At 71.2% G+C, this 16,395-nt stretch carries 11 protein-coding genes; 1 reads left to right on the forward strand and 10 read right to left on the reverse strand.

Annotated elements, in window-relative coordinates; all coding sequences use genetic code 11:
- Positions 1 to 113: 113 nt before the first annotated feature.
- Positions 114 to 2,141: a serine/threonine-protein kinase gene (locus CAP_RS46830; protein ID WP_052376896.1), complete on the forward strand. Its 2,028-nt coding sequence runs from the start codon at positions 114 to 116 to the stop codon at positions 2,139 to 2,141.
- Between the two features lie 54 nt (positions 2,142 to 2,195).
- On the opposite strand, the gene CAP_RS42240 is transcribed toward CAP_RS46830, so the two are convergent.
- From CAP_RS42240 to CAP_RS42285, 10 genes are all read right to left on the reverse strand, one after another.
- Positions 2,196 to 3,092, reverse strand: a complete 897-nt coding sequence (locus CAP_RS42240; protein ID WP_044252081.1) for a serine/threonine-protein kinase — start codon at positions 3,090 to 3,092, stop codon at positions 2,196 to 2,198.
- Between the two features lie 26 nt (positions 3,093 to 3,118).
- Positions 3,119 to 5,101 carry a hypothetical protein gene (locus tag CAP_RS42245; protein WP_197041588.1) on the reverse strand — a complete coding sequence of 661 codons (1,983 nt, stop codon included), beginning with the start codon at positions 5,099 to 5,101 and terminating at the stop codon, positions 3,119 to 3,121.
- 10 nt (positions 5,102 to 5,111) lie between these two features.
- A complete protein-coding gene (locus CAP_RS42250; RefSeq protein WP_081865835.1) occupies positions 5,112 to 6,200 on the reverse strand; it encodes a hypothetical protein in 1,089 nt (362 codons plus the stop codon).
- A 148-nt stretch (positions 6,201 to 6,348) separates the two neighbouring features.
- The gene (locus tag CAP_RS42255) at positions 6,349 to 8,106 is read right to left on the reverse strand and encodes a hypothetical protein (RefSeq protein ID WP_156041653.1); all 1,758 of its coding nucleotides are present in this window, start codon (positions 8,104 to 8,106) and stop codon (positions 6,349 to 6,351) included.
- A 10-nt stretch (positions 8,107 to 8,116) separates the two neighbouring features.
- On the reverse strand, positions 8,117 to 9,643 hold the full coding sequence (locus tag CAP_RS42260; protein ID WP_044252089.1) for a BamA/TamA family outer membrane protein: 1,527 nt from the start codon (positions 9,641 to 9,643) through the stop codon (positions 8,117 to 8,119).
- Positions 9,644 to 9,656: 13 nt separating this feature from the next.
- On the reverse strand, positions 9,657 to 10,730 hold the full coding sequence (gene tsaD / locus CAP_RS42265) for a tRNA (adenosine(37)-N6)-threonylcarbamoyltransferase complex transferase subunit TsaD (RefSeq protein ID WP_044252091.1): 1,074 nt from the start codon (positions 10,728 to 10,730) through the stop codon (positions 9,657 to 9,659).
- A 41-nt stretch (positions 10,731 to 10,771) separates the two neighbouring features.
- Entirely contained in the window at positions 10,772 to 12,964 is a 2,193-nt protein-coding gene (locus tag CAP_RS42270; protein ID WP_044252094.1) for a hypothetical protein, read from the reverse strand.
- Between the two features lie 199 nt (positions 12,965 to 13,163).
- Positions 13,164 to 14,282: a beta-ketoacyl-ACP synthase III gene (locus tag CAP_RS42275; RefSeq protein ID WP_044252109.1), complete on the reverse strand. Its 1,119-nt coding sequence runs from the start codon at positions 14,280 to 14,282 to the stop codon at positions 13,164 to 13,166.
- 214 nt (positions 14,283 to 14,496) lie between these two features.
- Positions 14,497 to 15,054: a hypothetical protein gene (locus tag CAP_RS42280; RefSeq protein WP_044252097.1), complete on the reverse strand. Its 558-nt coding sequence runs from the start codon at positions 15,052 to 15,054 to the stop codon at positions 14,497 to 14,499.
- Positions 15,051 to 16,395: HEAT repeat domain-containing protein (locus CAP_RS42285; protein ID WP_156041654.1), on the reverse strand; the 1,345-nt coding region annotated here is incomplete at its 5' end. The genes CAP_RS42285 and CAP_RS42280, both read right to left, overlap by 4 nt.

Below are 16,395 nucleotides of genomic sequence, written 5' to 3' on the forward strand. Positions count from 1 at the left end.
GCGCGCTCCGACAGAATGACGACTCCCCACCTCCCTGAGCTCTCTTTCTCGCTTCTCACGAACGGTCACGCACCGCTCACGCATCCGGTCTCACACCCCCGGCGCCCTCCCTGATGCACGGCCCCTACGACCCCTCCCTCATCCCCGGCGCCCTCCTGGCGGGCAAGTACCGCCTCCTCCACCCCGTTGCTCGGGGCGGCATGGGCTCTGTCTGGGCCGCGCGCCACGAACGCATGAACCGCGAGGTCGCCCTCAAGCTCCTCCTCCAGCCCGACCCCGACCTCCGCGCCCGCCTCCTTCAGGAGGCCGAGATCTGCGGCAAGGTCCAGCACCCCAACGTCATCTCCCTCTACACCGCCGAGCTCACCGAGCGCGGCGACCCCTTCCTCGTCATGGAGCTCCTCCATGGCGAGACCCTCGCCGCCCTCCTCAAGCGCAAGCGCCGCCTCGACGCCCCCGACGCAGCCCGCATTGCCCGCGACATCGCCCGCGGCCTCTCTGCGGCCCACCGCCTCCAGGTCATCCACCGCGACCTCAAGCCCTCCAACGTCTTCCTCTGCGCCGAGGAACAGACCGCGCAGCCCACCGTCAAGCTGCTCGACTTCGGCATCAGCAAGTACGCCGCAGGCAACCAGGTCCACAAGACCGCCACCGGCGTCGTCCTCGGCTCCATCGCGTACATGAGCCCTGAGCAGATCCGCTCCGACCCCCTCGACCCACGCACCGACCTCTGGTCCTTCGGTGTCGTCCTCTTCGAGATGCTCGCTGGCGCCCGCCCCTTCCAGGGCCCCGACCACGACATCCTCGCCGCCATCCTCACCCGCACCCCGCCCGACCTCACCCAGCTCGTGCGCGGCATCGACCCTGGCTTCGCCGCCCTCGTGAAGGCCTGCTTGCAGCGCGACCGCTCCCTGCGCCCCCCGTCCGCCTCCGAGCTTGCTGCCCGACTGGACGCCTTCACCTCCCTCGACGCCGTCCCCCCCTCCGTCGCCCGCGCGCCCTCTCCCTCACTCCCGGACCACCCCTCCTCGGGAGGCATCTCCGCGCCTGGCCCCCCGCCGTCCCGGGACCCCACGGCACCTCCGACCCCTCCGCATGGCTTCGCGGGTGCCCCCCTCAGCCAGTCGCCGGCCTCTGTGCCCCGGCGTCCCTCGGGCGCGACCCCGCCCCATGTCACGCCCTTCCCTGGAGCCCCTCCGAGCATCCTGCGCCCAGGACTCCCGCCGGATCATCTCCCCGCCAGGGTCAGCGACGCGCCTCTTGAGCATGGAGCACTTCCCGCGCATCCGCAGAACCCAGCGCACGCCCCAGCCTCACCAGCGTCCCAGCCTCGCCCCTCGTCCGCCTCGCTCCAGCCCGCTGATCCGCGCAACCCCAGATTGACGCGCACCTCTCAGCCCTCGCCCACCGCGCCCCGCACCCCTGGATCCGCCTCCACGCCGACGGCGGCTTCTCGGCGCCACGCGCGCTCCCTCGTCCTCGTCGCCGTCGTTGCCCTCATCTTGACGCTCGTCGTTGCCGTGGCCATCTCCCTCGCCTTCACACGCCGCCAGCCCGCGCCGCCGCAGTCACCACCGAAAGCCGACAAGCCCACCGCAGCCGCCCCTCCAGCGCAGCGCACGGCCGCACCTCTCGGAACGCCGGATGACACCGCGCTCCCGAGGATACCCTCGACAGCATCCCCCGAGGACACCACCCCTGCACACGAAGTCGTCGAAACCGACACCGAGTCTTCCATGACGGACGCTGGCAAGCCCGATTCCGGAGTCCGCAAGGTGCCGCTGCGTCCGCAGGACACAGGGGAACGCGAACTCTTCCCCCAGATGGAGGCTTCCGCGAAAGCTTCAGCGGCCTCCGCGCAGGCTCCAGACCCTCCCTTCGACAAAGCCGCCGCTCAGAGCGTCCTGCGCTCCCTCGCCGCGCAGGCGCCGAACTGCAACCGCACCAACCTTCCCCACGGCACCGGCACCGCTCTTGTCGCCTTCGACCGCAGCGGCGTCGTCCTCTCCGTGGCCTTGAACCTCTCAGGCTCTGCGGGTGCGCAGGAGATCGCCACCTGCATCTCCTCGACCTTCCGCCTCGCCAAGGTGGCCCCCTTCTCGGGCGCCCTTCCCTCGGTGAGCCAGTCCTTCCGCTACTGACCGGGGCCCGCCCTCACCCTGCCCGCGTCACGCGCGCCCCGCGCTCGCGCCCGCCTACCGCCGCACCAGCCCCGTCACTGCGTCCTGCGCCAGCGCTGCGTCCAGCTCTCTCTTGCACTCCGCCAGGTCCGGATACCGGTCCTCGGGCCGCTTCGCCAGCATCCGCTGCAGCACCGCGTTCACCGAGAACAGCCCCTGCCGCGGCAGCTCGGGGATCACCAGCCGGTTCACCGCGCCCGAGAGGTGCGCCTGCATCGTCCCCCCGTTGAAATCGAGCGGCGGCGCCCCGCAGCTCAGCAGCTCGAACGCCGTCACCCCCGCCGCGTACTGATCGCTCGGCCTCCAGTCGTCCTCCTGATCCCCCAGCCACCGCTCCGGCGCCAGGTAGGGCGGACTCCCCGACACCATCCCGCCCGTCGACGTCGGCACCTTCGTCACCGTCGCCAGCCCGAAGTCGCCGATCTTGAGCTGATTGCCCTTCACCAGGAACAGGTTGGCCGGCTTGATGTCACGGTGCGCGACGTTCTTCGCATGCAGGTACGCGAGCCCGTTGAGCATCTGCCGCATCAGATCGATGCGCTGCTCCAGATCCATCCCCCGGTACACCTTCCGGAGCGTCGTCTCGCAGATCTCCATCGTGTACCAGAAGTGATGCTGCACCGACCCGTCCTGTAGCCGCACCTGTCCGTGTCCCGACGCGAACACCTGCACCAGGTTCGCCGCGCGTGACGACGCGAGGATCGAGTACTCGCGCTCGAAGCGCTCCCAGAGGACCGGGTCATCCCCGGCGCGCATCAGCTTCAGCGCCACGTCCTCCTTGCGCGTCCAGTCGTAGGCGACGAAGACCGCGCCCTCCCCGCCACGGCCGAGCATGCGAAAGCCGCTGAAGCGCGGCAACGCCGCGTCGAGGTCAGCGCGGGTGTAGCCGCTGGAAGAGGACGGGATACTCATGATGGGCGCGCAGAGCGATCGATGACTTACTTCTTGGGCTTCTGGTCAGGCTTGCTGAGGGATTGATCGAGCCCCTGATCGAAGATGCTCGTCGGCTGTTTCGCGTCAGTCGCTCCAGCTGTCGTCTGTTTCGATGTGCTCGAGGCTGACGCCACCGAGTTCCCTTTTTTGGGCGTTTTTCCGGCCTTCGCACCCGCTGATGCTGTTGCAGCCGGTGGTGTCTTCGCCGGTTGCGTGACAGACGACGCCTCTTCAGGCGTAGTTCCCGCTCCAGCGCCTGCCTCCTTGGGCGCGTTGGACGGCTCCGGCGCCGTCACCGTCGGTGCGTCCGTCGGCGTCGGCGCCACTCCGGTCCCCACCGGCTGCGTCGCCTGCCCTCCCGGCGTCGGCGTCTCCCCCCCGGTCGCTGCCCCGAGCCCGAACTCAAGCCCTTCGATCCCCAACTTCCCGGGCACCCCCAGCGCCACGGCCGCCCCAGCGCCCACCGCCACCAGCCCGATCACCGCCCACACCCACTTCTTCGAGGAGCCTGCCGGCGGCTCCACGGTGATCTCGATGTCGTCCTCGCCCCCTCCAAGCCCTGCCGCGCTTCCCGCGGCCGCCCCCTTCTTCGCGCCCCCCACATCGCGCCATTCCGGCGCCTGCGCCCCGCCCGCCGTCGCCACCGCCTTCACGGCAGCTCCCGCCTCGGCCTTCCCGTTCCCGCCGCTTGCGCCCCCCAGCGCGTGCCCGTTCACCGGCCGCCCCTTCGGCCCCTCTCCGGCCGCCTTCCTCGCGTTGCCCGAGCCGGTGACCGAGAAGTCCTTCCCGCCTCCGCCCGCCCCGCGCTCCATCAGCTCTGCCACGGGCGCGCGCGCCAGAATCTCCGTCCCCGCTTCCGTGTACTTCTCCGCGTACTTCGACGACGGCCGCGGCTCCCCCCGCCCCTCGCGGCTCTCTCCCCGCCCTTCACGGCTCTCTCGCCCCTCGTGCCGCCCCTCGGGTCTTCCCTCGTGCCGCCCCTCCCCATCGGGCAGGCTCCCCATCTGCGCGCGCCGGAACGCCCCTGCTGCGCTCGGCCCCGGAGGCGCCTCCTCCGGCACCGCCTGTGACGCGAACTTCTCGCGCCACCCCACGTACTTCCGGTTTCCCTTCTCCTCGCCGCGCCCGTGTGCCCCGAAGAGCTGCTTGCCGATCTCTCCCTCGTCCTCGGGCAGCTCCTCCAGCACGTGGAGCTGCTGGTTGCGCCGCTCGTCGGCGGACACATCGCGCTCTGACACGAACCGCACCGACACCCCGCCCGGGATGTCGGCCTCGCGGCCCGTCGAGATTGCCGTCCACTTGATGTTCGAGCGGTACAGGAACGACGCGATCTTTGCCGCCGCGTGCGCGATGGTCCCGAAGGACTCCCCGTGCGGGTGCACGATCATCACCCGCCGGGTCGGCGCCTCCTCGTCGGCCTCCCAGTCGAAGTTCAGAGGGCTCTTGCGCAGCCGCGGCAGATCGTTGAAGTCCGACACGTAGCGCGCCAGCACCTGGTTCACCTCCTCGGGGGCTTCCACCATGGTGCGCACGTACGACTTGTAGAAATCGCTGGTCGTCGACTGCGCCTCTCCCGCGTACATCACGTGCCGGTAGAACGTCGCCGAGGCCTCCAGCAGCGTCGCGTAGACCAGCTCCCGGTCCACGGTGAGGATCCCGTGCGCGAAGGGAGGGTTCTGCCGCCCCGCGTGGTCGGTCGCGCCGCCGATGCGCATCCCGAAGATGATCCCGAGTGCCCCGTGACCGGGCTCGTGCTGCGTATCGTCGCGCGACAGGTTGCCGATCGCGAAGGCGTGCGAAGCGTGCGTCTGCGGCTCGATGTACTTCATCAGCCGCGTCATGTGGCTGAAGTGCGTCGGCGTGAGCACGCCTTGCGGCACCTCCGGCGCGTACATGAAGTCGATCTGGTGGTTCGGGATGTTGCCGTGCAGGACGTGGTGCCACGTCACGTCATCGGGCGCCCGATACCGCGGGATCTGGTATCCCACGGGGGCCTCGCTATCGCCCATAGGGCCTCGGGTTCGCCTGGGGGACCCCGGCCTGCGGCAGGCGCGTCGTCGCACCGTGCGGCGGCGGCGGCACCTGGTTGTGGGGGTGCATGCCGTGGTTCGCCGGCAGCGCGTGCGGCATCCCCTGCGCCGAGTGCGGCAGGTCGGACTTCATCCGCTGCAGGAGCTGGGTGTCGTAGGCGTTCTTCGGCAGGATCCGCTCGACGAAGTGCGAGAACAGGAAGTGCGTGCTGTGGCCGTACGTCGCGGAGCCCACCAGCACCCGGATGTCGATCTGGTTCTTGTACAGCTCCAGCGCGTCGATGAGCTGCTTGTAGTACCGCTTCGCCTCGGCCTCCACCTGCTGGGGAGTCCCGGCGAGCACGTCCGACTTGTTGATGAACAGCACCACCGCCTTGCACGAGGCGAGCGTCTTCGGGCCGAAGAAGTACTTCAGCGACTGCGGCTGGAACTCGCGGAGCTGGTCCTGCACCCGCTGCTGATCCACCTGCTGCCCGTCCTTGCCGGCCAGGTCCACGACCATGAGCAGACCGTGGATCTCGTCCATGATCAGCTCCTGCTGCGCGTCGACGATGTGCTCGCCGCCCCAGTCGCCGATCTCGAACACGTGCTCGGTGACGACCTCCTTCGTCGTCACGTGGCTGACGGTGCGCTCGTAGCGCTCGATCTTGGTGCCTTGCAGCGCCCCGAGATCGACGAGGGGGTTCGACCACTTCAGCGTGAGCGAGGTCTTCCCCGTCCACTTCACCCCGACGGTCAGGATCTTGTAGCGCTTCTGGGTGATCTTCGGCCGCTTCTCCAGCTCCGCGCGCAGCCAGTCGATCTCCTGCTGCTGGTGGTCGAGCCACTCCACCTTCTTGCGGTCTTCCTCCCGCGCCTCGTCCACCATCTGGCCGAGCTGGGAGTTCTGCGAGCGCATCGTTTCGGCCTGCACCTGGGCCTGTTGCAGGGCCTGAATGTGCTTGTTCGCGTCCTGGTGCTGCTGCTTCAACCGGTTGGTTTGCAGGAACAGCGCCACGGCGGCGGCGCCGGCGCCGAGGGCCAGCAGTGCGAACAGGATGACGAGAACAATGAGCATATGATCACTCCTCGCGCCCCCGCCCGAGGGTGATTGCCGCGTAAACCCAGGGCGGGGTGGCCAGACCAGACCGGCCTTGCAGTGGCCTCAAGAAGACCACGGCCTCGCCATCGGAACAAGTCCCCGGATGGAGGAACAAGCCCCGGGATCAGTGCCGGATCCCGCGCACGACCCAGCTCGCCACAGCGGCTGACCGGCCTCCCCGCGCGGCCCCCGCGCCTCGCTGCGGAGCCTTTCCTTGCGGCGGAGCCTTCTCGCCCCCCGTGGCACCGAAGACGGACGCTGCCGGCTGGCCGATGAGATGCACCTCCATCGGCTCCCGTTCTGCGGGCAGCCCCTCGGTTCGCTCCACCCGGAGCCGGACCACCAGGTAAGCGCCGACCACGGGCCGCGGCAGCGGCACCTTGACCTCCCCCTTCGACCCGGCCGGCTTCAGCGTGCGCTCGGGCCCGGAGTCGTTGCCTTGGTCGTTGAGCAGCTCCACGTGGTAGCGCGTCGCCCCGGCCGACCAGAGCCCCTGCTGGATGCCCAGATCGCGCAGCAGGAGGTTCTCGTGCTCCACGTGGTCCACGTCGCAGGGCGTCACCCTCCCGTAGGCGTATGCCGCGAGCTGCTTGCGCCGCTTCTCCAGGATGCCCACCAGCCACGCCTCGGCCACCGGATCGCCGAGCTGGCCCCTCGCCACCGCCTCCACCACCACCGCGGGGGGGAGGGCGGCGATGCGCCTGGCGAGCCAGTACTCGTCTCCCCGCGAGGCCCGATCGATGGGCGCGAATGCCGGCGAGGGATCGATGTCTCGCTTCGTCACCAGCGGATCGATCTGACCGATGGCCGGGAAGCGCGTCTGGAACCTGACCGGTGGCGCCTCTGGCATCAGCCCCAGCGTGAAGAAGCGCTGCAGGATCCCGGCGTCCTCCTCGCGCGCCCCCACCAGATCGGCCCCGAACGCGCCGTTCAGCGCCACCAGGTGGTGCTGCACGTATCCCTTGCCGGGCTCGCCCACGTACACGTCCCTCAGGTGCTCCGGGTCGAGCTCGCGCATCCGCAGCCAGCCCGCCAGCATCCCCAGCGCGCGCAGCGTGCGCCGATCGCGGTGCGGCACCCTGTCGTTCGGATCGTCGGAGCGCACCTCGATGGCCACCGTCGCGCCGAGGTCCACCCCTGGCGACGGCGGCCACCGCGTCGCGCTGAGCCGGTAGCGCCCTTCGCGCGGGGGCGGCCCCGGTTCCAGGAACCCGCGCACCAGATCGGGCCGCGAGGCGCCCACCTGCGGCGCGAGCAGGGGAGGCGTGGGCGTCGTGGGAGGCGTGGACGTCACGTTCCGGAAATCCACGGCCCGCAGATCCATGAGCGTCACCGAGGGGCTGAAGTACCCGAGCGCCCGCACCAGGTGCGCCGCCGTCGCCTCCGCGCTCGTGCGCAGCCCCGGGTGCTCGCGCGGATCGCGCCGCAGCACGTAGCGGACCCCGTTCGCGTCGAGCGCCGCCACCACCGTCCCCTCCATCGACGTCATCCGCCTGGAAAACCCTGTCTGCCCCGCGTAGCTCCCCGGCGTGTACGGGGGCCACGACGTCCCCGCCTGATCGGGCTGCAGCAGCGTGAGCGGCGGCACGGGCGGCGGATCGGGCGGCGGCAGATCGCCCTTCGGCCGGAACCAGCTCGACGACGGCACCTCGTCGAAGGCGTTGATGTCTCCGGCCTCGGGCTTGCGCTTGAACTCCAGCCCGTCGATGAGCACGTGCCGCACGTGCAGGTTGGTGATGGTGTCCGCCGAGAGCAGCCCCGTCACCCGCGGCACCCGGATGGGCACCTCGTCGCCCGCGTCCAGCACCGGCGGCCTGTCGACGAAGCGGGGAGGCACGTAGCTGCACGCGCCGAGCAAGAACGGGACGAGAAGGGTTGCCACGCGCATCATCTCAATCCCTGTGCTGGCGATCGCCGAAGAGCTGGGACACGCCCAGGTTGAGGAGCACCCGCACCCCCTCGGGGCTGAAGGCGATCGAGGTGCGCCCCACCTCGTTCGTGGCGCTGTTCAGATCGAACCCCACCCCTGCCGCCACGCGCGGGTGTGCGAAGTCGATCTCCCCCGGGTTCGGCCCCACCGTCGCCGCGTCGATGAAGATGCGCGCCGCCGTGTACCGCGCCAGCAGCCACCGGTGGTCGAGCGACGCCACCACCGACACCCGGTCGCGGCGCGTGTCGAACCCCCGGAAATCCGGCTGCCGCGACAGCTCGCTGAACGGCAGATCCCCCTCGATCGAGCTCACCCCGTCCACCACGAGCTTCGGCGAGAGCGTCGTCGTCGGCCGCACCAGCGGGATCGACCCCACCGCCCTGCCCCCCACGCGCGCCAGCCAGATCGTCGGCCCGCGCCGCTCGTCGCCCACGGACGCCCCCCCGTAGACCTCGGCCATCACGCCTGGCGCCGGCCTCACCCGCGAGGCGCGCGTGTCGATCCTCAGCGCCGTCTCCACGTACACGAACCGGGTCTCCCCGGCCGCCCCCGGCACGCTCCCGGGCACGAACACCCGGCTCAGCGCCGACGCCGCCGCGTCCCGCGGATCGTCGCTCTGCCGGCGGGTGATGCTGGCCGAGAAGAACCCCTCCACGTCCTGGAAAGGGCGGAAGCCTGCCGCTGCGATGAACCGGAGCCGCCGCTCCCGGTACAGCGCCTCCCGCGTCTGCGCGTCCTCCAGGAACTGGTTGCGGGGGTCCTCCGAGGGCACCTGACCCACCCCGTAGTACTCCAGATCGGTGCGCCGATCCGCGAGCGCCTCGATGGTGAACACCGCCGGCCGCGGCCGCGCCAGCCCCAGCCGGATCCTGCTCTCCACCACCACCTCGTCGAGCCCCCCGAACCCTGCCCGGATGCCCGTGGCCAGGTTGCCGAGGTTCCCCACCATCCGCGCCCCGACGCTGAACCGCCCCCGCCCCGTCTCCGCGAACGCCGTCGGAAACACGCCGACGCCCACCTCCGGGTTCATCACGTTGATCACCCGGGGCACCACCTGCTCGTCCTGCACCAGCCCTGCCGCCATCCCCCCCGTGATGAAGATCAGGTCGATCACCGCCCTCGGCAGCGCGAGCAGCGACCCTGCCACGACGCGCCCCCCATCGCTCCGGTGGACCGCCGCCCGCTCCACCCCCGTCGGCGGAGGCCCCTTCTTCGAGGGCGTCGTCCCCTTCGCCTGCGGCCCCTTGCGCAGGTGCTGCGTCGCCCCTGGCACCCGCTTCGTCTCCGCCGCCTTCTCGTCCGATTTCCCCGCCTCCGCGCCCTGGGCAGCCCCCTTGGGAGGCGTGCCTGCAGCAGGTCGAGGGGTCGCCTGCTGCGCCGCTGGCTGCGCCGCCTGCTGTGCCGCTGGCTGCGCTGGTTGCTGCGCCCGCCCCGGCGTGGCGAGCAGCAGCGCGGCTCCGAGCAGATGGATCGCGATGCAGGCGCGCATGCTTCAGTGCACCTTAGCGCGCTCCCCCTCCTTTGCGCGTCACCCGTGGCAACGAAGTTCTTGTCGCGGGCGCCAGATCCAGGTCATCCCGCTCCCCGGCGGCCAGCCGCAGCGCCCCCGCGTACGCGATCATCGCCGCGTTGTCGGTGCAGCTCGCGAAGGGCGGGATGAACACCTCGATCCCCCGACGTCCACACTCCTCCGTCATCCTCGCCCGCAGTCCCCGGTTCGCCGCCACCCCGCCGCCCAGCACCACCCGCGTCACCCCCTCCTGCCGCGCCGCCCGCACCGTCTTGCGCACCAGCGTGTCCACCACCGCTCCCTGGAACGCCGCGCAGAGATCGTGGAGCGCCTGCCCCTCCAGCGGGCCTCCTTGCTGCGCCGCCCGCTGCGCCACGTGCCGCGCCACGGCCGTCTTGATCCCCGAGAAGCTGAACTCCAGCGAGTCCCTCCGCGCCATCGGCTTCGGCAGCGCCTCCGCGGCCCGTGACGCATCCCCCAGCGCCGCCAGCCTGTCCACCACCGGCCCGCCCGGGTATCCCAGCCCGAGCAGCTTCGCCACCTTGTCGAACGCCTCCCCTGCCGCGTCGTCCCGCGTCGCCCCGAGCTCCCGGATCTGCCCGAGCGCGGGTCCATCCACCCGGTACAGCGCCGTGTGCCCTCCCGACACCAGCAGCGCCACGAAAGGAAACTCCGGCGCCCGCGCCTCCACCCCCTCGCGCCGCAGGAACACCGCCATCAGGTGCCCCACCAGGTGATCCACCCCCACCAGCGGCTTCCCCGCCGCCCACGCCAGCCCCTTGGCCGTCGACAGCCCCACCAGCAGCGCTCCCAGGAGCCCTGGCCGCACGGTCACCGCCACCCCGTCCAGATCCTGCGCCGTCAGCCCTGCCTTCCGCAGCGCCTCCTCGATCACTGGCACGATGGCGCGCGCATGATCTCTCGCGGCCACCTCGGGCACCACCCCCCCGTACGGCGCGTGTAGCGCCACCTGGCTCCGCACCACGTCGGAGAGCACGTCCCCCGCCTCCGTCACCACCGCCGCCGCGGTCTCGTCGCAGGACGTCTCGATGCCCAGCACCCGCATCGCCCCTGTCTACCTCAACTCCCCCCGACCCGCGCTGCGGTTCAGCCTTTCGCCGCCCTCTCGCCCACCTTCCGCGCCGCGCGTGCCGCGCGCTTCGCCTCCTTCGCCTTCTTCGCGGCAGCCTCGTTCTGCGGCTCCACCACGTGGTTCACCTTCCAGGCCTCCCAGGACTCCTGCAGGCTGCGCACCCGCGTGCCTTTCTCGGCCTTCGCCATCCAGTCCTGCTTGAAGTCGCGCGCTGCCGTCTGCAGCCGGGCGTCGTGCAGCCCGTCCTTCTCGATCGCCACCAGCGCGTCCCACACCGCGGCTCCTCGCGTCTCGACCTCGGCCGTCAGGGACCGCGCCACCACCACGGGCGAGGCGAGGGTCACGTCCTCGCTCCCCGGCGCCGCCAGCGAGAGCACGTCCCCGAGCGTGGCCGGATCGAGCACGTCCCAGTTGCCCTTCTCCTGGCTCCGCGCGAGCGGGTGCAGCCTGTCCCAGGTGCAGAGCACGTGGGCCACCCGGGACGACGCCGCGCGCTCGATGAGCCAGCCGAGGGTCGTCGCGTCGTGCCGCAGCACGATCTCCGACCGCTGGAGATCGTTGCGCTCGCGCATCGCGTACGCGAGCCCCTCCTCGGCCCTCCGCGCGGCGTCCTTGCCCGCGGAGAGCACCCTGACCTCGATGTTGTACAGCCTGAAGGAGCCCTGGAGCTTGCCCATCAGCATCTCGCGCGCGTACGGCCCCCGCGCCGTCGTGGCTGCCGCGCCGAAGCCTTCCAGGTACGTCGCGAAGGACCCCATCGCCTCCGGCACCGCCGCGCGCAGCGCCACGTAGTGCGCGACGAAGGCGTTCTGCGAGTGGCGCAGGTCCGGATCGAGATCGATGATCGCCTCGTAGCTCAGCGCGTCGAGCAGGTGGCTCGCGATCTCCTCCAGGTAATCGCGCGGCAGCACCATGGGGATCTCGTGCCCCACGAGCTGATCGTAGACGTGCTGCGCGGCCACGAAGAGCCCCTGTCGGGTCGGCTCGTAGAGCAGGCTGCAGAGCAGCGGCATCGCCACCGGCGTGTCGAGCAGCACCTCCAGCGACCTCCCCTCGCCGAGGGCGTGGAAGAGGTGGGGCGTCTTCATGCTGGTGAGGTTGATGAACACCTCGCCCGCGCCGAGCGCGCGCCCGAACGACGACGACGTGGCCAGGCTGGCGAGGCCGCTCAGGACCTCCCCCCGGGTGGCCTTGTCGATGACGCCCAGGGTGTCCAACGTCGCGGCCAGGTGCCGCAGGTGCTGCCGGAGCGGCTCCTGGGCGACCTGGGGGGCCTCGTCCATGTCGAGTGCGGCGCTGGTCGAGCGCCCCGCCTTCAGCGAGAGCGCCCCCAGGTCGTCGATCAGCGCGGCCACCGCGTCGGTCCGCTTCGCGATGTCCTTCACGTGGGGCGCGAGCAGCGCGATCATCTGCTCTGTCAGGGCCGCGCGCTCACGCTCCTGGAGCGCGTGCACGCTCGACCAGGTATCCATCGCGGCGGCGTCGAGGCCGACCGTGCCGTTCTTGCCGGTGAGCCGCCCCTCCTGCCGCATCTTGTCGATGGCCGACGTGAGCTGCGCCCGCTGGGTCGAGGCGAGGCCAAGACTCAGCGCCGTGCGCTCCACGACTCGATCCCGCTCGGCCGTGCCCCCCTCCTGGAACACCGCCGCGAGGATGGCGTTCTCGACGACCGTCCTCCGGAACTCCTGCGCATCGGTGCCGAAGAACGCGCACGCATAGGTCACGTTCTGCCGGAGATCGGTGCGCTGGAAAGGCTTCGGGGCCGGGGGCGGGACATCGATGCCGAGCTTCCGGAGGATCTCGTTCGAGAAAGCTCTTCGTTCGGCCAGGCTGGCGATGGATTGGGCATCCATGCGGTCGACCTTCACGCCGAGCCTGCTCCGGAGATCATCGGCTACCTCGTCGAGTTCGGCCTCGGGCACGCGGCGAGAGCTGATGAACATGAACGTGTCGACGTTCAGCAGCTTGTGGGCTTTTTCCGCGACTTCGAGCAGCTTCTTTCTCCAGTCCCCGGCCACGGAGATCTGGACGGCGAACCTCGCCGCTGACTGCGGCGAGACGTACACCCGGAAGTCCGCGCCGCCGTCGTGTGGGCCATCGGTGAGGCTCGGTTCGTAGCCCCGCTTGGCCAGGCAGAGCAGCGCGATATCCCGGAAAACGCTGAAATCAGCCGCCTCGATGGCTCTCACCAGGCTGTCGATCTTCATCGCGCAAGGCCCTCACCAGGACGCACCCCGCCGACCTTACCACGCCCCTGCAGGACGGCCGTCCCCCTCCACCTCGCCTCGCGCAGGCTCCCGCCCCCTCCGTCTCGGTCCGAGGAATCGTGCTCTCCGTCTCAAGCGCGCCGTCTCAAGCGCGTCGACTTACGTGCACTGCTTCACGCCCGCTCGTGAAACGTATCCCTCAGGCCCGCTTGCGCACGAACACCGTCCCGGCCGAGTACCCCGCGCCGAACGAGCAGATGAGGCCCGTCTCGCCGACCGCGAGATCCTCGCTGTGCTTGTGGAACGCGATGATCGAGCCGGCGGAGCTGGTGTTCGCGTACTCGTCGAGGATGATCACGTTCTCCTCGGGCGTGAGATCGCGCCCTGCCACCCGGCGCCCGATGAGATCGTTCATGCTCAGGTTCGCCTGGTGCAGCCACAGCCGCTTCAGGGAGGGCAGCGTGATCCCGAGGTCCGCGGCGTGGGCCAGGATCATGTCCGACACCATCGGCACCACGTCCTTGAACACCTTGCGGCCCTGCTGCACGAACAGCTTGTCGGGCTTGCCGATCCCCTCGGGCGCCGCGTTGTTCAGGAAGCCGAAGTTGTTGCGGATGTTGTTCGAGAACGAGGTCTTGAGCCGCGTCCCCAGGATCTCCCAGCCGCCGGTGGTCCCCTCGGCCCGCTCCACGACCACTGCCGTGGCCACGTCGCCGAAGATGAAGTGGCTGTTCCGGTCGCGGAAGTTCAGGTGCGCCGAGCAGATCTCCGGGTTCACCACCAGCACCGCCCGCGCCGAGCCCGCGGCGATGAAGTCCGCGGCCGTCTTGATCCCGAACGTCGCCGAGGAGCAGGCCACGTTCATGTCGAACGCGAAGCCCCCGATTCCGAGCGCGTTCTGCACCTCGATGGCCATGGCCGGGTAGGCGCGCTGCATGTTGGACGCGGCGCACAGCACGGCGTCGATCTCCGACGCCGGCTTCCCCCAGCGCGCGATCGCGTCCCGCGCCGCCGCGACCGCCATCTCGGCCATCACCGAGAGCGCCTCGTCGGGCCGCTCCGGGAGGATCGGCCGCATGATCTCGGGGTTCAGGATGCCCCCCTTGTTCATCACGTAGCGGGACTTGATGCCGGACGCCTTCTCGACGAACTCGACCGACGAGGGCTCCAGCGCCGTCACCTTCCCGGCGGCGATCTCCTGCGCGTGAGCCCTGTTGAACTGCGCCACGTGCGCGTTGAAGGACGCGACCAGCTCCGCGTTGGACACGGACTCGGGCGGCGTGAACAGCCCAGTGGCGGCGATGACTGCTGAGTGCACGAAGACCTCCGCGCCCTGACCTGCGACGTTTGCAGCGGGCACCTCGTGGATGAAAGGGCGCGATGCATAGCATGCCGCCTGCACCGATCATCGCCCTTCCAGGCCTCCTGGCACGCTCTCGACGCCTCCCTGACGGCCCGCTGACCTTCGCCGCGCCTGACACGTCGCGTCGTGCGCAAACATCATCGCTGCGCCTGCGATCCTCGGTACGCAGTCAGAACCCGCAGCCTTCCTTGCGCTTCGCCAGCCGGAAGATCCCGAACATTTGCCGCCGCCCTGACCCCGGCTCCGTCCCGTCCTCCGCGACGAGCGCTCCTGGGCGCAGGAGCCGCACCTCGATCGCCCCGTCGCTCTGGAACGACACCACCGAGAGCAGCGCCTCCTCTGCCGGATCGGCCGGGCTCACCGCGAAGATCGCGTTTCGCTCGCGCCCCTCGCCGAACTCCAGCCGTGACAGCGCGTCGTGCGCGAGCGGCGCGATGGGCCTCAGCGCGGCGCCCGCCAGGAGCCGCCGCTCTGCCTGGTCCTCGGTCGCCGCCTCGTAGGTCGTCAGCGTCCCTGGCGGCTCGGGGCCGTCGATCGCGCCGGCGTCGATCTCGAGCCGCATCTGCACCCGCGGCGAGATCCCGGTCCGGAACGACCCGCCCAGGGTCACCGCGCCGCAGTACGCCTCCCCGGGCTCCGTCGAGAACCGGTCGAGATCGTCGCAGCCCGACGCCGCCCCGCAGAGCAGCGCCGGCACCAGCAGCGAGAGCGCCCGCTGCAGCGTCACGGGGTGCCCTTGAGCAGCTCACCCGCGGCCTTGCGCACGCTCGGCTCCGGATCGCGCTGCGCCAGCTCCCGCAGCACCGGCGCCGCGGCGGCCTGGTCTGCGCCTGCGAGCGCGCGCGCGGCAGCCTCGCGCACCAGCGCGTAGCCATCGCTCCGCGCGGCGGTCGTCAGTGTCTCCAGCACCGCCTTGTCTCCGCCGGCCCCTCCGAGCCGCCCCAGGGCCTCGGCGGCGCGCACCCGCAGCGGCCAGCTCGGCGACGACTTCACGAGCGCCGCCACCGCCCCCACGGTCGTCTTGTCCCGCACCGCCCCGAGCGCCGAGAGCGCCGCGCGCCGCACGCCCTCGTCCCGATCGCCGAGCGCATCGATCACCGCCGCCTGCGCCTGCGGCTCGGCCCGCGCCGCGAGCACCTCCACCGCGCGCGTGCGCACCTCCACCGCGGGGTGCCGCACCAGCGACACGAACGGCATCACCACCGCGGCCGCGATCGACTCGGCTGCGGCCTCCACCTCCCGCTTCTCGCTCTCCGGGAGCTGCTCGTCTCCCTCCAGGAACGGCGCGAGCCCCTGCCGCCCACCTCTTCCTGACGCGCCCGACGCGCCCGACGCGCCCGACGCGCTTGACAGCAACGCATCCGCCACGAGCCGCGCCCGCTCCGGCGAGGTCGACACCGCGGCCACGGCGGCCTTCCGCAGCGCTGGCGCGAGCGCCACGAGCGCCGCAGCCCGGTCTGCGGCCGGCGCCGGATCCGGCGCGAGCCCGGCGAGCACCTCCCGGAGCGTCAGCATCCCGTCGGGCACCGCGAGCGGCTCCTGGGCGCGCGGGAAGACCTTGCGCGTGAGCGCCACGGCCGCAGCCACCGCCGCGCTCCGGCTCTCCGGATCCGCGGAGAACGCGCCGGCCGCGATGGCCTCCGCGGCTCCCGTGGGCAGCTCTCCACCGCCGGCTGCACCCGCGCCGCCGCTCCCCGACGACAGCCGCGCCAGCGTCAGCAGCGCTGCCTGCCGGAGCTGGCTGTCGCTGCTCTCGGCGAGCGCCAGCAGCATTGCCTGATCCACCCCGAGCGCCTCTCCGCCTGCGCCTCCGCCCGCGCCTCCGGAAAACCGCCCTCCCAGCTCCCCGAGCGCGTGCACCGCCGCCGCCCGGGCCACGGGACCTGCCTCGGGAGAGCGCGCGAGCGCCGCGAGCGCTGGCGCGTGCCTCCGGTCGCCGGTGAGCCCCAGCCCGATCGCCGCGATCGCCCGCACCTCCGGCGCCGCCGACCCCAGAAGCTGCGCGAGCAGCGCCTCGCCCTTCGCCCCCACCCCTGCCAGCCGCGCGCCGCCCGCGCCGCCCGCGCCG

This window comes from Chondromyces apiculatus DSM 436 (assembly GCF_000601485.1).
Classification (GTDB): domain Bacteria; phylum Myxococcota_A; class Polyangia; order Polyangiales; family Polyangiaceae; genus Chondromyces; species Chondromyces apiculatus.